The organism is Halorubellus amylolyticus (genome assembly GCF_034808145.1).
In the GTDB taxonomy this organism is placed as follows: Archaea; Halobacteriota; Halobacteria; order Halobacteriales; family Natrialbaceae; genus Halorubellus.
Map to the genome: position 1 here is coordinate 650,975 of NZ_JAXHGM010000001.1, position 16,757 is coordinate 667,731.

Below are 16,757 nucleotides of genomic sequence, written 5' to 3' on the forward strand. Positions count from 1 at the left end.
GCGGCGCTACTGGACACGGACGGGACCGACCCCACGCTACGGGACACGAACGAGAACGGGTCGCGCTATTCGACGTAGGATATCGTCCGCTGGGCGGCCGCCAGGCCCCGTTCGCTCGGCGCGCCCTCGCCGGCGGCGACGACCGTGACCGGATTGCGGCCGCTCTCCAGCGGTATCGTCGCCGCGAACGAGCCGTCGTCCGGGTCGACACGTACCGTCTCCTGGGGAGTCCGAACCAAGAGCGTCACGGCCTCGGTCTCCCCGGCCAACTCGACCGTCGCGGTGTCGACGACGCTCTCGGGCCAATCCACCGAGAGCGCGGGCGGTTCCGGCGCGCCACCGTCCTCGACGTACCGCGCGACGGTCTCCCGCGGTCGCTCCACGGGCGCCCCCGCGTCGAGCGACCGCGCGAGACGCACGAACCCCGCCATGCTCCACGCGAGCGGCGTCGCGCTCGCGGTGCCCTCGCCGAACGTCCAGTCGAACTCGGTCCCGGCCTCGCGGTCCCAGACCTGCTCGGGGATCATCCGACCGTCGTTCGCGAACGCCGCCATCGCCTCCAGGAGCGCATCGGGCGCGAGCGCCCCCGATTCGGTGCCGGCGAGCAGCTCGTACTCCGCGCGCTCGCCGGTGAGGATGGGCCACAACCGGCCGCGGCCGGCGTGCGTCACCGACCACGGCGTTCCGGGCTCGACGGCGCCACCGTCGACCCCGACCTCGCCGTAGCCGTCGCCGTTGTACCGGTACCACGCGGGCCCGTTCGGCGTGTCGACGCGGATGGCGTCGTCCACGACCGAAAGCGAGTTCTCGACGACCGGATGGTCGTGCGGGAGGACGCCGAGGCGGACGAGTTCGAGGAAGCCGGCGTCGACGACGCCCCGCTCGTCGAGCGTCGGGCCGCCGTTCGCGAGCGACCGCGACGCGCCGTCGTCCGGGTCGCTGTCGTCCGTGATCCGGAGGAAGTACGGCGTCTCCGCGTCCGGCGACGGCGCACGCCCGGAGCCGCCGTGCTCGCCGTCGGCGGCAGCCAGGTCGCCGTCGGAGTCGAGTCCGGTCGTGGTCGCGGTCCAGTCGACGACCGACCGCTGCCAGTGGTCCGCGACCGCGCGGTAGACGACGGCGTCGGCCTCGCGGCCCTCGCTCTCGGCGAGTCGCGCCGCGGCCGCGAGCCCCGCGACGGTGGCCGCGATGGTGCTCGGCGAGAACCCGTCCTCCTCCTCCCAGCGCTCCTGGTCGGTGCGCGGGCCGCCGTGCACGAGGTACTCCGCCATCGCGCGCGCCGCGTCGTAGCCGTACCCCGCGTCCGCGAAGCCGTAGTCGTGCCGGCGTCGGAGCTGGTCGACCATGACGAGCGGGAACGCGATCTCGTCGAGCTGCTCGCCGCCCCAGCGCGTTCGACCGTCTATCCACGTGTTCTGCGGGAGGAAGCCCTCGCCGTCGTGCTGGTACTCGAAGACGTACTCCAGGTGGTCGGCGGCGCTCTCGGGGTCGCCGAGCGCGTCGAACGCCGTGAACACCTGGTAGAGGTCCCGCGCCCACACGAAGTTGTACCCGTGGTCGCCGGCCTCGCGCGCGCTGACCCGCGACCCCCAGGGGACCGAGGGGCTGGCGATGCTCGCACCGCGGTAGGTCTTGTCCTCGACGGCCTTGAGGACCATCGCCGCGGCGTCGTACTGCGCGGCGAGGTCGTCGTCGCCCGCGACGGAATCGGGGACGACCACGTCCGCGAGGTACTCGCGCCACGACGCGACGTAGCCAGCGCGAGCGCGTTCGAACCCGCTCCCGGCGGCGGCCGCGGCCACGTCGGTCGCGGCGTCGGCGTCGCCGTTCTCTGCGAACCCGAGCGCGACCGTCCGGGACGCCGCGGTCGCGTCGCTCGCGAGTTCGCCGACGAGTTCGAGCACGCCCTCGGCCTCGGCGGTGCGGGCCGTCGCCTCGGGGAGGACGCCGTCCGCGGCGAACGCTCGCGCCGCCGCGCCGGCGGCGTCGAGCACGTGGGCGTCCGCGAACCCGCCGTCGTCGGCCGCGAGCGCGAGCGAGACGACGACCGGCTCGCCGTCGCCGTCGCGGACGGCGACCCCGTCCGCGCCGGTCTCGGTCGCGGTGAGGACGTGACCGTCGCTGGCTCCATCGTCGTCCTCTCCGCCGACGTCGGGCTGCGCGCGCCGTTCGCCCGCGGTGTGCGCGGCTCGCCCCGAGGGCGTCGGGGTGGCGAGGACGTACAGCGAGAGCGCGTCGCTCGCCTCGAAGGCGACGTCGAGGACGACGGCGTCGCGGTCCGGGTCGGCGACGTGCTCGACGGCGAGCGTCCAGTCGGCCGCGTCGGCGGTCTCGGTGGCGGTCTGACGCCACGCGAGGGCGTCGGACGCGGTCGGCTCGACCGACCGCTCGACGGAGTCCTCGGTCCCCGGTGGAGCGTGCGTGCGGGCGACGTAGCCGTCGCCGTCGGCGACGACGAACGAGACGTGCCGGGCGTTCAGGCAGTCGACGCGCGGGAACCGCGGTTCGGTGAGCGCGCCGTCGGTGAGCGTGAACCACGCTCGCGAGGGGGACGGCACTCGGTGGTCGGCGACGGTGCCGACGCCGTACTTCGCGCCGGTCGTCCACGTCGGCGTCGCCGGCTCGCGTGCGGGTTCGTCGTCGGTCTCGGTCGCGGTCGCGTCGGCGTCGTCGGTGGTTGTGTCTTGCATGGTGGATGGGTCCGCGGTGTCCTCGCCGTCGTCCCTTCCGGCGCAGCCGGCGACCCCGGCGAGCGCGCCGGCGGAGAGCGCCGACAGGACGGTGCGTCGGCGCGCCCCTGGGCGTGGCGGTCGAGTCATGGCATGCGAGACGACCGCACGCTCTAAAAAGACTACGAAATAATCAATCACAAATTCACAAAGTTGCACAAGTCTTTTGTATTGTGACGCACCCACACAGTGTAATGGCTCGCCTTCGCATCGAGAACCTCCGCAAGGAGTACGACACCGGCTCCATCGTCGCCGTCGACGACCTCTCCCTGTCCATCGACGACGGCGAGTTCGTCACCGTCGTCGGCCCGTCGGGGTGCGGAAAGACCACCACGCTCCGCATGATCGCCGGCCTCGAGAAGCCGACCTCCGGCTCCATCTACATCGGCGACGAGGACGTCACCGCCCAGACCGCGCGCCACCGCGACGTCGCGATGGTCTTCCAGAACTACGCCCTCTACCCGCACAAGACTGTCGCGCAGAACATGGGCTTCGGCCTCCGGATGAGCACCGACCTCGACGCCGGCGAACGCCGCGAGAAGGTCGAATGGGCCGCCGACATGATGGACATCACCGAACTCCTGGAGAAGACCCCCGACGAACTGTCCGGCGGGCAGAAGCAACGCGTCGCGCTCGGACGCGCCATCGTCCGCGAACCCGCCGTCTTCCTGTTCGACGAACCACTCAGCAACCTCGACGCGAAGCTCCGGACGACGATGCGCACCGAGATACAGCGCCTCCAGAACGAACTCGACATCACCGCCGTGTACGTCACGCACGACCAGGAGGAGGCGATGACGATGGGCGACCGCATGGTCATCCTCGACGAGGGCGAACTCCAGCAGGTCGGTGCGCCCACCGACGTCTACGAGAGCCCCGCGAACGCGTTCGTCGGCGGGTTCGTCGGCTCGCCGAGCATGAACTTCGCCGAAGTGACCGTCGGTCGCGACGGCAGCGAGACGACGCTCGTCGGCGACGGGTTCGAGTACCCCGTCAGCGACGCGTTCGCGAGCGCGATGCCCGACGGCGACCGATTCACGCTCGGCATCCGCCCGGAGAACGTCGAGGTGAACGCGGCCGGCGACGGCGGCATCGCGACGACCGTCGAGGTCGTCGAACCCGTCGGCGCGGACAACTACCTCACGCTCGACGTCGCCGAGCACTTCGTCGCGCGCGTCGACTCCACGGTCGAACCCGCCCCCGGCGACGAGATACGCGTCCAGTTCGACGAGGACAGCGTCCAGCTGTTCGGCGTCGACAGCGGCGAGACGCACTCCCGCGAGGAACGCCGCGCGCAGACCCACGCCGCACAGTAAGACGCCCGCGCCGACCGGCCAGCCGACCGCCGGTGGTCGACCCGCCGGTCGCGAGGCGAGCACGACGCTACCGTTCTCGAAAACTCTCCCTCGAACCGGATGCGACAGCGACGGGTCTCAGTCGTCCTCGGCGACGGGGACGGCGGCCTCGGTCTCGCGGCGTTTCGTCGCGGTCGCGAGTCTGATGGCGTGCGGCCACCCGAGCGGGGTGGCGCTGTCGGCGGTGCCGTCGTCGAATACCTGCTCGGGGAGGTAGTCGCCGTTCCGCGAGAGGGTCCCGTCGGTGTCGAGCTCCGCCAGGAGGGTGTCCGCGCGGTCGCCGAAGTCGTCGGCGGTCCAGTCGACGTCGGCGGGTCGTGCGTCACGGCCACCGGACGTCTCGCCCTCGGCGCGTCCGTCGACGCGTTCGAGGAGGGCGGCGAGTTCGGCGGCGGCGACGGCGCCCCACGCGGTCGACACCGTCCAGACCTTCGGGGCGTCCTGCTCGCGCTGGCGCCAGTCGTCGCCCTCGTAGCGGACGAGCCCGCGGACCGCGTCGGTCTCGCGCTCCAGGCCGTCGAGCGTCGTCGCGGTGTGCGAGACGAGTCGCGGCAGGTGGTCGTCGACGTCGACGCCCGCCGCTGCGGCGGTGCTGACGGCGTCGACGAGCGCGAACGTGCTCGCGTCCAGGCGGTCGTCGCGTTCGCCGTCCGCGAGCCGGAGCGCGTACGCGCCGCGGTCGGAGACCCAGAGCTCGTCGAGGCCGTCGAGAACGGCGCGGGCTTGCGCCGTGGCGTGCGTCGCGTCCACCGGCGAGTCCGCGGGTGCGTCGACGCGGGCGACGCTCGCGTACGCCGCGAGGTACGTCGCCGCCGTGTGCGCGAACCGTCCGTTCATGTCCTCCCACGCGTTCTGGCACGCGCCGGGGAGCCCGTCGTCTTCGAGGGTGTCGTCGAGCGCGTCGACGCCTCGCGAGATGGCTTCGGTAACGGCGTCGAGCGCGGGGGCGTCGTCGGTCGTGCCGTCGCTCGCCTGCCGGTAGCGGTGGTAGTCGGCGAGTGCGGCGACGACGCTCGCGGTCTGGTCGGCCTGGTAGTCCTCGCCGCCGCCCTCGACGCGACTGTTCGCCCAGCCGGGGGCGAGCGAGCCGTCGCTCGGCCAGACGCGATGCGGCCAGGACCCGTCGTCGAGCTGGGTGTCGACGTACAGCGCCGCGCTCCGGTGATGCCAGTCGTCGAGCCCGAGGTCGCGCTCGCGGTCGACGGCGAGCAGGTACCGCGTTATCTCGGCGTCGTCACGGAACCACGTGTAGCCGTAGCCGCCCGAGTTCGCGTACAGCGGGTCGAAGTCCGGGCCGGCGACCCTGGCGCCGGTCGGTCCGGAGAGAAGGGCGAGCGCGCGGACGTCGGCCGCGGCGCCCCCGTCCCGGTTCTCGTCGTCTTCGTCGCCGCTGTCGGGCGCCTGCGCTCGCGCCGCCTCGGCGAGCGACGTCGCGTCCACGTTCCGGACGCGGTCGCGGACGCTCTCGACGACGGCGTCGCGGTCGTCGACGTCGCGTTCGAGGACGGTCGCGACGGTCGCGGTCCCGTCCTCGACGGGGACGGTCGCGACGACGTCGCCGCCGAGGCGGCTCTCCTCGTAGTCGTCCAAGTCGACGTCCCGCGGTCGCTCCCGGGGGCCGTTCTCGAGGACGTCCCCGGCATCGGCCGGGCGTCGGCCGTCGAGGCCCGCGAACCCGGTGGCCGAGGCGAGGTAGTCGTGCTCGTGGCGGTGGTACGTCTCGACGACGTCACGGTCGTCGTAGACGAGCTTCCCGACCCTGGCCTCCTGGCCGTCGGGGCGGAACGAGCAGTAGACGACGAGCGCGTCCGCGGGCCCGGAGACGTCGACGTGCGTGAGGTGCGTGCTGTCGAGCGTGAGGTCGAGGCGCGTGAGTTCCACGTCGCCGTCGGCGTACGTGGACTCGACGAGCGCGGTGTCGTCGACGTACCGCTGGCTGCGGGCGTCGAACGCGTCGAGCCAGCGGACCTCGCCGTCGACGCGGACGCCGACGCGCGCGGTCGCCAGGCCCGCGCGGTCGAGGAGGGGCGCGGAGAAGTCCCGGAGGCGGCCGTCCCGTCCGACGTGTACGAGGCGACCGTCGAGACCGGAGAACAGGCCGGCGGTCGTCCGGCGTTCGCCGGGGAACCGCGTCGGGTGGTCGCGGTTCCGAGCGTGGTCGTGGAGCGAGTCTCGCAGGTTCATCGTCTCAACGTCCGCCCGACGAATCATAAAACTTGGTGTAATATTCGTTCATAGATTCAGACTCGCTGTCTGGTGGGGGGTGTCCTCGTCCCGAGCGGTCCACGTAGGGCGTCCCTGGTGGTCCGAGTCTCGTCGTCGCGAAAGCGGTAAGACGCGGGTCGCCGTGAGTACGCGTAGACACCCACGAGGTACCATGGAGGACACGTCACTCACGGACCGACTGGAACGCCTCGGCCTCTCCGAGAAGGAGATAGACACCTACCTCTCGATACTCGACCACGGGGAGGCGAAGGCCAGCACCATCGCCGACGACGCCGGCGTCTCCAAGCGCTACGTCTACAGCGTCAGCGAGCAACTCGAGGACCGCGGGTTCGTCGACGTCAACGACCACGCCGTCCCGACGCTCATCCGCGCCAACCCGCCCGAGGAGGTCGTCGAACGACTGAGCGCCGAACTCTCCTCGCTCGGCCCGGACCTCGCCGCGCGCTGGAACCGCGTCACCGAGGAACGCCGCGAGTTCGAGATCATCAAGGCCCAGTCCACGGTCGTCAAACGCATCCGCGAGTTCCTCGCGAACGCCGAGGACGAGGTGACGCTGTCCGTCCCCGCGAAGCTCCTCCCGGACATCGAGGCCGAGCTCCGGGAGACCGTCGACCGGAACGTCCTCGTGTTTCTCCTGCTCACCGGCGACGAGTCGACGGCGGTTGACGTCGCCGGCGACGTCGCGCCCGCGAGCGTCGTCCGGGTCTGGACCGAGCGCGCCCCCGTCCTGTTCTCCGTCGACACCCGACTCGGCCTGTTCGCGCCGTACGAACTGCTCGCGCGCTCGAACGCCGGCCAGCAGGCCGTCGCCATCGCCCAGGAGCAACTCGTCCCCATCCTCACCGGGAGCTTCTTCGGGAACTACTGGCCGATCGCCGAGGAGGCCCACGTCGCCGACCCGGAACCGCTCCCGACGGACTACCAGAGCTTCCGGCACGCCGTCTTCGCCGCCACCCGATACCAGAACCAGGGCGAACCGACCGTCGCCACCGTCGACGCCCGCCCCGTCCACGACGACGGCGACCACCGGGAACTCACCGGGCGCGTCGTCGACGTCCGCCAGGGGCTCGTCGACCCGTCGAACAGCCGGTTCGCGGTCGAGAACGCGCTCGTCCTCGACGTCGACGGGGAACGCGTCACCGTCGGCGGCCCCGGCGCCTTCCTCGAGGACTACGAGGCGCGCGCCGTCACGCTCGAACACCCGAGCGCGTGACGCTCCACCCCCGGTCCACGACGCGTGCCCGTGACCGGGCACCGGCAGTGGCCATCGGCGGCCGGTGACGACGAGTCCGCCAGGATTAATTACACGCGAGCGGTGGCTCGGTTTATGAGTTCGCGAATCGAGTCGTCGCTCCGCCGGCGGATGCTGGCGACGACACTCCTGTTCGCCGGCTGCGCCGCCGCCTTCCTCGGCGCGCTCGCCGTCCTCTACGGGTACGTCGTCCCCGCGCTCGTCGGCTGGTGGTCGCAGCGCTTCGACCTGGCGTCCGAGATCGGGCTCGTCGCGGTCCTCGTCCCCGCGGGCGTCGTCTGCTGGCTCGCCATCGGGACCGTCCGGAACTTCTACGCGTCCCCGCTCTCCGAGACCGACGCCGTGGACGCGCCCGAAGCCGACCACCCCGAGCTGTACGCGGCCGTCCGCCGACTCGCCCAGCAGGCCGACGTCCCCGCGCCCGACCTGAAGCTCGTCGAGTCCTCGGTCCCGAACGCGTACACCGTCGGATTCACGCCGAGCAGCTCCACCATCGTCGTCACGACCGGGCTCCTCGACACCCTCGACAGCGACGAACTGCACGCGGTCCTCGCGCACGAACTCGCGCACGTCACGAACCGCGACGGCGCCGTCATGTCCGTCGGCTACCTCCTCCCCGCGGTCGCGTTCGCGTTCGCGAAAGCACTCACGTCCCCGTTCGAGAGCGACGAGGAGGAGCGCGACGGAGACGACGTCGAGCTCGGCCCGAACGGCCAGCGCCGCCGGACGAGGTGGTCCATCCCGTTCTTCGGGACCGGCGGGTCGTCGGGGAGCACGGGCGGCAGCTCCGGCGGTTGGGATGGCGGCGACGACGGCGGCGACGGCGGCGGTATCATCGTCGCCATCCTCGTCCTCGTCGCCATCATGATAGCGACCGCCATCATGACCCTCGCCATCTCCACGTTCTTCTGGGTGTTCTCCTCGCTCACGCTCCTCCTGCTCGCCCGCACCCGCGAGTACGCCGCCGACTACGGCGCCGTGGAACTCACCGGCGACCCGGACGCGCTCGCGAGCGCGCTCTCGAAACTCGACGACGAACTCGCGAACGCGCCGCTCCGGGACATCCGCGAGATAGACGGCGCCGTCGAGACCCTGTACGTGATGCCGCTCCGCAGGGGCCTCCACGGGTTCAGCGACGTCGTCCTCCTCAGCGACGACCTCTTCCCGAACACGCACCCCGACACCGAGACGCGCATCGACCGGGTCTTCGAGGCTGCCGACGACACCTGACTCGGCGACCGCCGAGCGACTCCCCGAGTCACACCACGACCTCGACGGTCGTGTCGCCGTCGGGCGTCGTCACCACGACCTCGAACGCGATTGCGAGCACGGTCGTCTCGCCGGCGCGCTCCTGGACGACGACGCCCCCTATCGCTTCGCAGTCGCCGAACGCGCGGCCGTCACCGCTCGGGCAGTGCTCGCTCGCGTACGCGCTCGCCGCCGCCTGGTCGTAGGCGACGGCGTACGCGGTTCCCTTCGCGACCCGGGCGGTCTCCAGCGAGTCGAGCGCGGTCGCGAGGTCGTCTCGGACGGCGTCGGCGACCGCGTCGCGGTCGCGCCACGCGTCGCCGGTGTTCGTGACGCGAGCGTCGTCGGTCGCGCGCGACAGGACGCCGACGGCGCGGTCGACGGCCTCGCGCGGCCCGACGTCGCGCTCCGCGGCCACGTCGGGATGCGCGCCCAACTGGAGGTACGCGGCGGTCATCGCGAGGAGCGCGACCGCGACGACGCCCGCCGCGGCGAGCACGAGCTGGCCGCGGTCGTGGGTACGGCCGCCGTCGATGTTGCCGCCGACGGCGTTCGTTCCGGGTCGTCTCACGCGTACCACACTCGTATCGTGACGTCGCCGTAGCGCGTCGGCACGGTCGCGACCCCCATCGGGACGTCGTCGGGCGGGTCGAAGCCGACGGTCCCGTGTGGCGTCCGCACCTCGAAGAGGACGTTCTCGGGGAGGACCGCGGCGACCCGACGACTGAGGGCGTCGCGCTCGCGGTCGAACGCCGCTGGCGACCGCGCCACCTCGGCGAGTCGCGTCGCGCCGGCGTGACGCGGGTTCTCGCCGGAGAGGACGGTCGCCGCGTCCGACGCAGTCGTCGACAGCGCCGCGCGCTCGCGGTCCGGTGCCGGCACGCCCGCGAAGAACGACGCGAGCGCGCCCAGGACGAGCAGGACGCCGACCGCCGCCTCGACCGCCGACAGCGACAGCTGGCCGCGGTCAGCGCCGCCGCCCGTAGCGCGCCCCGCTTCGTCGTCCGTCGCCGCGAGCGACCGGGAGCGGTCAGGCATCGACGGTCACCTCGACGACGACCTTCCGCGAGTCCGCGGGAGCGTACGTCACCTCGACCGCGCCGGTGGCGAGGTCCGCGCCCGCGAACGAGAGCTCGGGGGTGACGCGACGCGAGACGTTCACGCGGTACCGGCCGGCCGCGAGCCCGCCCGGGTCGTGCAGGACGACGCGGCCGTTCGCACGGACCGTCGTCACCTCGGCGGCGGCCGGTGCGACGTCGACCGCGACCCACGGCGTGCGTCGCGGGAGCGTCACGCGGTCGCGGCCGTCCAGTCCCGGCGTCACCGTCCGCGGGCCGCGGTCGACGACGAGCGCGACCCGCCGTACCGTCGTCCCACCGGCGACGTCGCCGGTCTCGACGACGGTCTCGCCGTCGACGCGCAGCCGGACGTCGGCGTCCTCGGGGAGGCCAGCGAAGGCGCGGACGGTGGCGGCGTCGAGCGCGTCGACGCGGGACTCGTTCAGGACGTTCTCGCGTACCGAGACCGCGCCGTCTCCGGCGACCAGGCGGTCCGCGAGCGCGGTCGCGTACTGGCGCTCCACGGGCTCACGGGTCGCGTCGGCGAGCGCGCCGTTCGCGACGACGACCGCGAGCGTCGACACCGTCGTCAACGCGACCAGGGCCGCGACGAGCGCGACGAGGTTCGCCTGCGCGCGCCGCATTCACCGGCCCTCCAGTCGGACGACCAGGCCACCGGGCGTCGGTTCGACGACGACCACGACCGTCGCGTCGCTCCGCGCCACGCCCTCGACGCGGACGACCGAGTCCGGGAGCGCGAGCGGTATCGTCCGCGACAGCTCGTCCCGCGGGTGGTCGAGGACGAGCGCGCCGTCGTCGAGCCGGAGCCGGTACGCGTCGCCGCGGACGGTCCGGGGCACGTCGAGTTCGCGCTCGACGTCGACGGCCCGAACGCCGGCGTCGACCGGTACGCCCACGTCCGCCGTCGACGGCACCGCCGCCTCCACGTCCGTGGCGACCGCGGCGGCGGTCCGGTCGCTGACGGCTCCGGCGGCGCCCATCCGGTACCCCGGGAGCACGCCCCCGTAGAACGTCGACACGAGCAGGCCGACGAAGAGCGCGAGCAGACCGAGTTCGAGCGTCTTCCCGACGACCGACGACAGCGCGCGGTCGTCGTCACCGAGCGAGCGCGGTGCACGGCCGCCGTCCACCCGCGACGCCGAGCGGTCGATGGACGTCACGCGTCGACCTCCAGGTCGAGCGCGTGCACGACCAGATGGAGGCGTCGACCGCCCGGGAAGGACGCGACGACGCTCTCGACGCCGTCGCCGTCGAGGTCGCGCGTCTCGACGGTCGCGCCGAGCGCCTCGAAGTACGCCGTCCACGGGCGCGGCGTCGCGGTCTCGACCGCGAGCCGGTACGCGCCGGCGGGGAGCGTCTCGCGGTCGTGCGCGACGTCCACGTCCAGGTCGACGCGCCCCCGGCCGCCGACCGCGACGGGTTCGCCAGCGCCGACGGTCGGCGCGCCGACGAGCACGCTCTCCTCGCCCGCCGCGACCGGCGGGTCCGCGACGAACCACGCGTTCCCGCGGTCGCCGCGGACCACGGCGCCCGCGAGGTACGCGACCCGGCGGTCGCCCGCCTCGAAGACGAGCGCGTTCGCGTCCACCGCACGCACCACGTCGCCGTCACCGTCGAGCACGCGGACGTCGCGCTCGACCGTCGACAGCGTGCCGTCCGCGAACTCGACGCGCACCGACCCCGGCCCGGTCCGCGAGACCGCGTCGAGGTCCGCGAACGCGTCAGCGGCCCGGTCGGCGTCCGCGCGAGCGACGCCCGAATCGACCGTCGACCCGACGCCCGCCGTCACCGCGGCCATCGCCACCACGGTGACGCCGAGCAGGAGCGCGACGCCGACGACGTGGGACTGCGCGCGGTCGCCGCGGCCGTCGCGCCGCCCGAGCGCGCGCCCGGAGCCGAGCAGGTCGACGCGGGTCATAGCAACCCTCCGACGGTGAAGACGGCGTACGCGAACGCGACGAGCAGCCCCGAGTGCAGGAGCGCGTCGTACCGCCCGCGGCTCGCCGCGCCCGCGAACCACCCGGAGGCGAGCATCGTCGCCTGCGTGACGACGTAGAACCGCCGGTGTTCACGCGCCACGTCGACGGCGTCCGGGTCGAGCACGAACCCGGTTCCGGGCGTCGACACCGCCGACAGCTGGGCGAACGAGTCGAGTACGTAGAGGTTCACGGCGACGACGATACCGACGACGAGGATCGCCGTCGTCCACCCGACGGCGGCGTACACGAGCATCTCGTCGCGCAGCGACTGCTTCTCGTGATGGAGCCGCCCGACCTCGGTCTGGAGCGTCTCGAACACGGTCTCCGTGTCGCTCCCGGCGTCGAGCGCGCCCGTGACGAGCCGCATCGTCTGCTCGGACAGCGGCGTGCCGACGCGGTCCACGAACCGGTCGAGCGCGGCGGTCCGGAGGTCGCCGTCCGTGCTCGTGAGGCCCGCGGCGAACGCGAGGTCCGCGACGTCCTCGTCGAGCGGCCCGAGGTCGACCTCGTCGGCGACGCGAGCGACCGCGTCCGGGAACGGACGACCGAGCGAGACGTGCCCGCTGACGGCGTGCACGAAGTCCTTCAGTTCGCGGTCCTTCGCGTCGTCCCGGCGCGCACGACGGGTGGCGACGACGCCGACCGGGACGGCGTACGCGACGTACCCGACGGACAGCGCCGCGAGCGCGCTCGCACCGGTCGCCCACGCGACGACGACAACGCCGGCGGCGAGCGGGACGGCGACGACGCTCGCGCTCGCCGGATTCGAGAGCGCCGACGCGAACGTCGGCCCGACCCCGCTCGGACGCTCGTACGCCGGCGTGGCGGCGACCGGACGGAGCGACACGACGACCGCGGCCGAGAGCGCGCCGACCGCCGCGACGAACACCGCCGCACCGTACACGATGATCGCCCGCGGCGTGACGGCGGCGAGCGGGCCACCAGCGAGCGGACCGCCGAGTGGCTCGTTCAGGCTCGGCGTCAGCACGCTCATCACCGAGAGCACGACGACGAGGAGCGCCGGGAGGACCAACAGCACCACGAACAGCTCCGCGACGAGCTCCAGAAAGCCGCTCGCACGCTCGCGCTCCCGCGCCTGCCGGTGCCCGAGCATCCGGCTCTCCATCCTGAGGTACCGCGAGAGCTCCTCGGGGCCCTGGGTCGCGTGCTCGCGGAACTTCATCAGGAAGGGCGCGAGCGTGTCCTGACTCGGCGTATCCCGCGCCACGAGCCGCAGGCCCTCGTTGAGGCTCCCGGTCAGCTCGGCCTTCGCGAGGACCGCACCCGCGGCCTCCGCGGTCGCGCCGTACGCGTCCCGGTTCTCCGCGACCTTCGCGAGCATCGTCCGCCGGTCGTCCGTCCCCGTCGAGAGCGCTCGAAGGTACCGGACGGCGCCCGGGAGCGTCCGCTGGATACCGAGACGGCGAGCGCGAGCGCGCCACGCCAGGTACCGGCCGCCGAGGGTCGTCGTCGCGCGATGCCCGACGAACGCGGCGACCGCGAACGCGCCGGCGCGGAACGCGAGCATCGGCCCGCCGAACGCACCGACCGCCCCGGCCGGTCCCTCGGCACCGACTGCGCCCGACCCGACGGCGACCCCGGGAACGGACGCGACCACGAGCGGCGCGAGCGCCGCCGCGGTCGGACCGGCGAGCGCCGCGACCACCCACGCGACAGCGTGCAGGCGCGCGACGAACACGTCGAACGGCAACTGGACGCCCGACCCACGGTACCGCTCGCGGTTCCGGTCGTGCCGGCTCGCGTCCGCACGCCGCGAGAACAGCGCGTACGCCACCCGGTCGAGCGCCGACACCGGCCGGGTCACGACCCACCACCGTCCTCGACGACGCGGTCCCCGGTCGCGTCACCTCGGTCGGCGACCGTACTCGTCCGCGACGCGACGGTCGCCGCCTCGTCCGTCCGGAGGTCCGCGACCACCGAGAACAGCTCGTCGACGTCGCGGACGCCGTCGCGGACGAAGTGCTCGACGTACCGGTGCTTGCGGTGGAACTCGTCCTCGACCGCTTCGACCGTGCGGTCGGTACGGGCAGCGACCGTCTCGAACACCGCGTGCTCGCACCGACGGGTCGCGACCCCATCGTGGAGGTCCGGGTGCTCGTACGCGCGTTCGAACTCGCCGTCGGGCGTCCGCGACAGCACCTCGTCGTAGTACACGGTCGCGCCGTCCTTCTCGACGGAGCCCTTCGGCCCCGAGCACGCGTCGTAGGTCGCCTCGTCCACGAACTCGACGACGCGACCGACGTACCGCTCCCCGTCCGTGTGCCGCGGGAACACCACGAGGTCCAGTTCCGCGAGCAGGTAGGAGGGCAGCCCCTGTTCGACGACGCGGTTCACGAGCTTCTCCACCGACTCCGCGTGCGTCGTCCCGACGACACCGTGGCCCGTGTTCAGCGTCTCCGCGAACGTCGCGAACGACTCCGGCGTATTGACCTCGGCGATGACCTCGACGTCCGGGTTCAGGTAGTTGGTCTCCGTCATGAGGTCGGCCATCGTCACGCGCTTGTACGGCGTCTGGTGGTCGCGCGTGGTGAGCGACACGCCGGTCTCGTGTGGGAGCGCCACCTCCCGGGAGCCCTCGTCGATACTGACCGGCCGGTGGTCGAACGGCACGAACGGCATGTGGGCGTTCATGAGCGTCGTCTTCCCGACGCCGGTCGGGCCGGAGAAGAGGACGACGCCGCGGTGCTCGTAGAGCATCCACAGGAGCGCGACGAGGTCGACCGGGAGTGCGTCCGCCTCCAGGAGGTCCACGGGCGACAGCGGGTCGGCGGCCTGCTTGCGGATGGAGACGTGCGGGCCGCCCTCGCTGACGACGGGGAGCGCGACCGCGCACCGCACGGTCTCGTCGGTGCCGACGTCGAGGTTCACCTTCGCGCTCGGATTGCTCGCGGTCAGCTCGACGCCGTCGCTCGCCGCGAGCTGGGTGACGACGTTCACGAACGACGACTCGTCGTCGAACGCGAGGTTCGTGGGGACGCGGCCGTCGTGGAGGTCGCTGCGCGGGACGACCTTCACGCGCTCGCCGACCCGATTGGCTTCGACGTCCTCGAGGTTCGGGTCGCGGACGGGGACGGTGAGCTCGCCGTGGCCGACGTAGTCCCGGAGGACGTAGTAGACGAGGTCGTCGAGGCGGTCGCGGCCGTGACGGTCGTCCACGGGCGGGAGCGCGAGGTCGAGGTCGGCGAGCAGTTCGCGGGCGCGGTGCCGGGCGGCGCCGAGCCACGCCTTCGCGGACCGCGCGTTCAGCGCGCGTTCGAGGTAGCGTTCGGCGCGGTCGCGGACGAGCGCGACCCGGTCGACGTCCGGCGTGGTGACCGCGTGCTCCCAGACGCGCTCGGTCGCGTCCTCGACGAGTTCGCGGTCGCCCGGGAGGAGGTCGGGTTCGAGCACGGCGTACCGCGTGTTGAACGCGTCCCCGCCGATGGCGTGCTCGCGGTACAGGACCACCGGTATCTCGTAGCTCTCGAAGCTGACGGTGTAGCGCGCGAGGCGTTCGCTCGCGAACCGGCCGAGGCCGTCGACGTCCGCCGGGAGGTCGGTGGTCGCGGGCGCGAACCGGTCGGTGTGGACGCGGAGGACGTCGTCGTCGACGTCCGCCACCTCGACGCGCTCGTCGAGCGCGAGCGGCGTCAGGTCCCCGAGCCCGTGGAGCTCTCGCAGCAGGTGGTAGCGGACGCGGCGTTCGCTCGCGGGGGACCGGTCGACGAGCCGCGAGACGACGCGCTCGTGCTTCCCGGCGAACCCCTCGTGGAGGCGGTCGCGGACGGCCTCCCTGGTCCGCGGTGGCTGGAGGTTCGCGTCCGCGAAGTACCCGACGACGCGGTCGACGACCGAGCGTTCGGCCGGGGAGAGCCCGGGCTCGCGGACGTCGTACGCGAACCCGTCGTCGGTCTCGCGGACGGTCGCGACCACGTCGGGCGCGACCGCGTACTGCGCGCGGACGTCCGGGGCGTACCAGGCGTCGGGGTCGTCGGGCGGGATCGGCGGCGGCACCTCGCTCGTCGCGTCCGAGCGCGAGTCGGGCGCGTCGTCGCCGGGGAGTTCGAGCGTCGGCGGGTCGGGCATTGAACGACGTTCCGTCGCTACATGACTTAAATTAAGGGAATTTGGGACTGGTCGTTGCGGCGTGTGACACCCCGACGCGTGACGGACCCGGTCGTTCAGCGGTCGGTCCGCCACCGCCAGAGCGCGACGTTGAGGGCGACGCCCGCGGCGAGCAGCCCGTAGTTCACGAGCGGCGCGTCGTAGTAGACGACGTCGATTCCGAGCGGGTGTGGATAGAGCGGCCAGAACGGTTCGAGCGCCTCGGCCGTGTCCGGCGCGGAGAGGACGTCCGTGAACACGTGCGCGAGCCCCGCGACGAGGATGGCCGCGCCCGCGAACGCGGTCGTCCCCTCGCTGACGGCGTCGGGGAGCGCGACGGCGCCGACGCGAGCGTCGAGCGCGCGGAGGGCGACGGCGAACACCGGTGCGAGGACGACCGTCATCGCGACGACCGCGACGACCGTGTGGAAGACGCCGTGATGCTTCACGGTCGGCAGGACGTACCGCAGATAGAGGTCGACGTCGGGGAGCAGCCCGAATGGGACGCCGACCGCGACGAACGCGGCCGCGGTCCGCGGGTCGTCGACGACGACCCACGCGCTCGCGAGCCACACGAGTGCCATCCCGAGGTGTCCCGAGACGTCGACCATACCAGACGGTCCCGCGTCGACGTCCTTGACGCACCCGTCTAGCTGTCGTGGGTATCGGCGCGTGACACGCGTCGCTCGCGTCCTGACGTGGCCGTCATCTACTGCGGGCACTGACGTGGACGTAACCTGCTGACGCCGATGCCCGCGAGCCCTTATCACCTTCGCGGACCTATC

13 protein-coding genes are annotated in these 16,757 nt (G+C 72.7%); 3 read left to right on the forward strand and 10 right to left on the reverse strand.

The window, feature by feature from the left end; translation table 11 throughout:
* Positions 1-65: 65 nt before the first annotated feature.
* Positions 66-2,819 (reverse strand): glycoside hydrolase family 15 protein, encoded by a 2,754-nt coding sequence (locus SM754_RS03310; RefSeq protein WP_323674788.1) that lies wholly within the window; start codon positions 2,817-2,819, stop codon positions 66-68.
* Between the two features lie 104 nt (positions 2,820-2,923).
* On the opposite strand from SM754_RS03310, the gene SM754_RS03315 reads away from it, so the two are divergent.
* Positions 2,924-4,045, forward strand: coding sequence for an ABC transporter ATP-binding protein (locus SM754_RS03315; RefSeq protein ID WP_323674789.1), 1,122 nt, complete (start codon positions 2,924-2,926; stop codon positions 4,043-4,045).
* A gap of 117 nt (positions 4,046-4,162) precedes the next feature.
* Here SM754_RS03315 and SM754_RS03320 read toward each other — a convergent pair whose 3' ends face one another.
* A complete protein-coding gene (locus tag SM754_RS03320) occupies positions 4,163-6,268 on the reverse strand; it encodes a DUF7997 domain-containing protein (protein WP_323674790.1) in 2,106 nt (701 codons plus the stop codon).
* Between the two features lie 193 nt (positions 6,269-6,461).
* On the opposite strand from SM754_RS03320, the gene SM754_RS03325 reads away from it, so the two are divergent.
* Positions 6,462-7,523 (forward strand): TrmB family transcriptional regulator, encoded by a 1,062-nt coding sequence (locus SM754_RS03325; RefSeq protein WP_323674791.1) that lies wholly within the window; start codon positions 6,462-6,464, stop codon positions 7,521-7,523.
* Between the two features lie 114 nt (positions 7,524-7,637).
* Complete coding sequence (locus SM754_RS03330) at positions 7,638-8,792, forward strand: M48 family metalloprotease (protein ID WP_323674792.1); 1,155 nt, start codon at positions 7,638-7,640, stop codon at positions 8,790-8,792.
* A gap of 28 nt (positions 8,793-8,820) precedes the next feature.
* On the opposite strand, the gene SM754_RS03335 is transcribed toward SM754_RS03330, so the two are convergent.
* The 8 genes from SM754_RS03335 to SM754_RS03370 form a co-directional block, all read right to left on the reverse strand.
* Positions 8,821-9,381 (reverse strand): DUF7261 family protein, encoded by a 561-nt coding sequence (locus SM754_RS03335; RefSeq protein ID WP_323674793.1) that lies wholly within the window; start codon positions 9,379-9,381, stop codon positions 8,821-8,823.
* Positions 9,378-9,848, reverse strand: coding sequence for a DUF7262 family protein (locus SM754_RS03340; RefSeq protein ID WP_323674794.1), 471 nt, complete (start codon positions 9,846-9,848; stop codon positions 9,378-9,380). The genes SM754_RS03335 and SM754_RS03340 overlap by 4 nt, the downstream gene beginning before the upstream one ends.
* On the reverse strand, positions 9,841-10,512 hold the full coding sequence (locus SM754_RS03345) for a DUF7263 family protein (RefSeq protein WP_323674795.1): 672 nt from the start codon (positions 10,510-10,512) through the stop codon (positions 9,841-9,843). The genes SM754_RS03340 and SM754_RS03345 overlap by 8 nt, the downstream gene beginning before the upstream one ends.
* Entirely contained in the window at positions 10,513-11,049 is a 537-nt protein-coding gene (locus SM754_RS03350; RefSeq protein ID WP_323674796.1) for a DUF7266 family protein, read from the reverse strand. It lies immediately after the preceding gene.
* A complete protein-coding gene (locus SM754_RS03355) occupies positions 11,046-11,807 on the reverse strand; it encodes a DUF7289 family protein (protein WP_323674797.1) in 762 nt (253 codons plus the stop codon). The genes SM754_RS03350 and SM754_RS03355 overlap by 4 nt, the downstream gene beginning before the upstream one ends.
* On the reverse strand, positions 11,804-13,693 hold the full coding sequence (locus tag SM754_RS03360) for a type II secretion system F family protein (protein WP_323674798.1): 1,890 nt from the start codon (positions 13,691-13,693) through the stop codon (positions 11,804-11,806). Before SM754_RS03360 ends, SM754_RS03355 begins: the two co-directional genes overlap by 4 nt.
* Positions 13,690-15,954 carry a type II/IV secretion system ATPase subunit gene (locus tag SM754_RS03365; RefSeq protein ID WP_323674799.1) on the reverse strand — a complete coding sequence of 755 codons (2,265 nt, stop codon included), beginning with the start codon at positions 15,952-15,954 and terminating at the stop codon, positions 13,690-13,692. Before SM754_RS03365 ends, SM754_RS03360 begins: the two co-directional genes overlap by 4 nt.
* 95 nt (positions 15,955-16,049) lie before the next feature.
* Positions 16,050-16,583, reverse strand: coding sequence for a metal-dependent hydrolase (locus SM754_RS03370; protein ID WP_323674800.1), 534 nt, complete (start codon positions 16,581-16,583; stop codon positions 16,050-16,052).
* Between the last annotated feature and the right edge of the window lie 174 nt (positions 16,584-16,757).

Coding starts and splice junctions, on each gene's coding strand:
- SM754_RS03310 (WP_323674788.1), bottom strand. CDS start 2,819: ATGACTCGACCGCCACGCCCAGGGGCGCGCCGACGCACCGTCCTGTCG.
- SM754_RS03315 (WP_323674789.1), top strand. CDS start 2,924: ATGGCTCGCCTTCGCATCGAGAACCTCCGCAAGGAGTACGACACCGGC.
- SM754_RS03320 (WP_323674790.1), bottom strand. CDS start 6,268: ATGAACCTGCGAGACTCGCTCCACGACCACGCTCGGAACCGCGACCAC.
- SM754_RS03325 (WP_323674791.1), top strand. CDS start 6,462: ATGGAGGACACGTCACTCACGGACCGACTGGAACGCCTCGGCCTCTCC.
- SM754_RS03330 (WP_323674792.1), top strand. CDS start 7,638: ATGAGTTCGCGAATCGAGTCGTCGCTCCGCCGGCGGATGCTGGCGACG.
- SM754_RS03340 (WP_323674794.1), bottom strand. CDS start 9,848: ATGCCTGACCGCTCCCGGTCGCTCGCGGCGACGGACGACGAAGCGGGG.
- SM754_RS03345 (WP_323674795.1), bottom strand. CDS start 10,512: ATGCGGCGCGCGCAGGCGAACCTCGTCGCGCTCGTCGCGGCCCTGGTC.
- SM754_RS03355 (WP_323674797.1), bottom strand. CDS start 11,807: ATGACCCGCGTCGACCTGCTCGGCTCCGGGCGCGCGCTCGGGCGGCGC.
- SM754_RS03365 (WP_323674799.1), bottom strand. CDS start 15,954: ATGCCCGACCCGCCGACGCTCGAACTCCCCGGCGACGACGCGCCCGAC.
- SM754_RS03370 (WP_323674800.1), bottom strand. CDS start 16,583: ATGGTCGACGTCTCGGGACACCTCGGGATGGCACTCGTGTGGCTCGCG.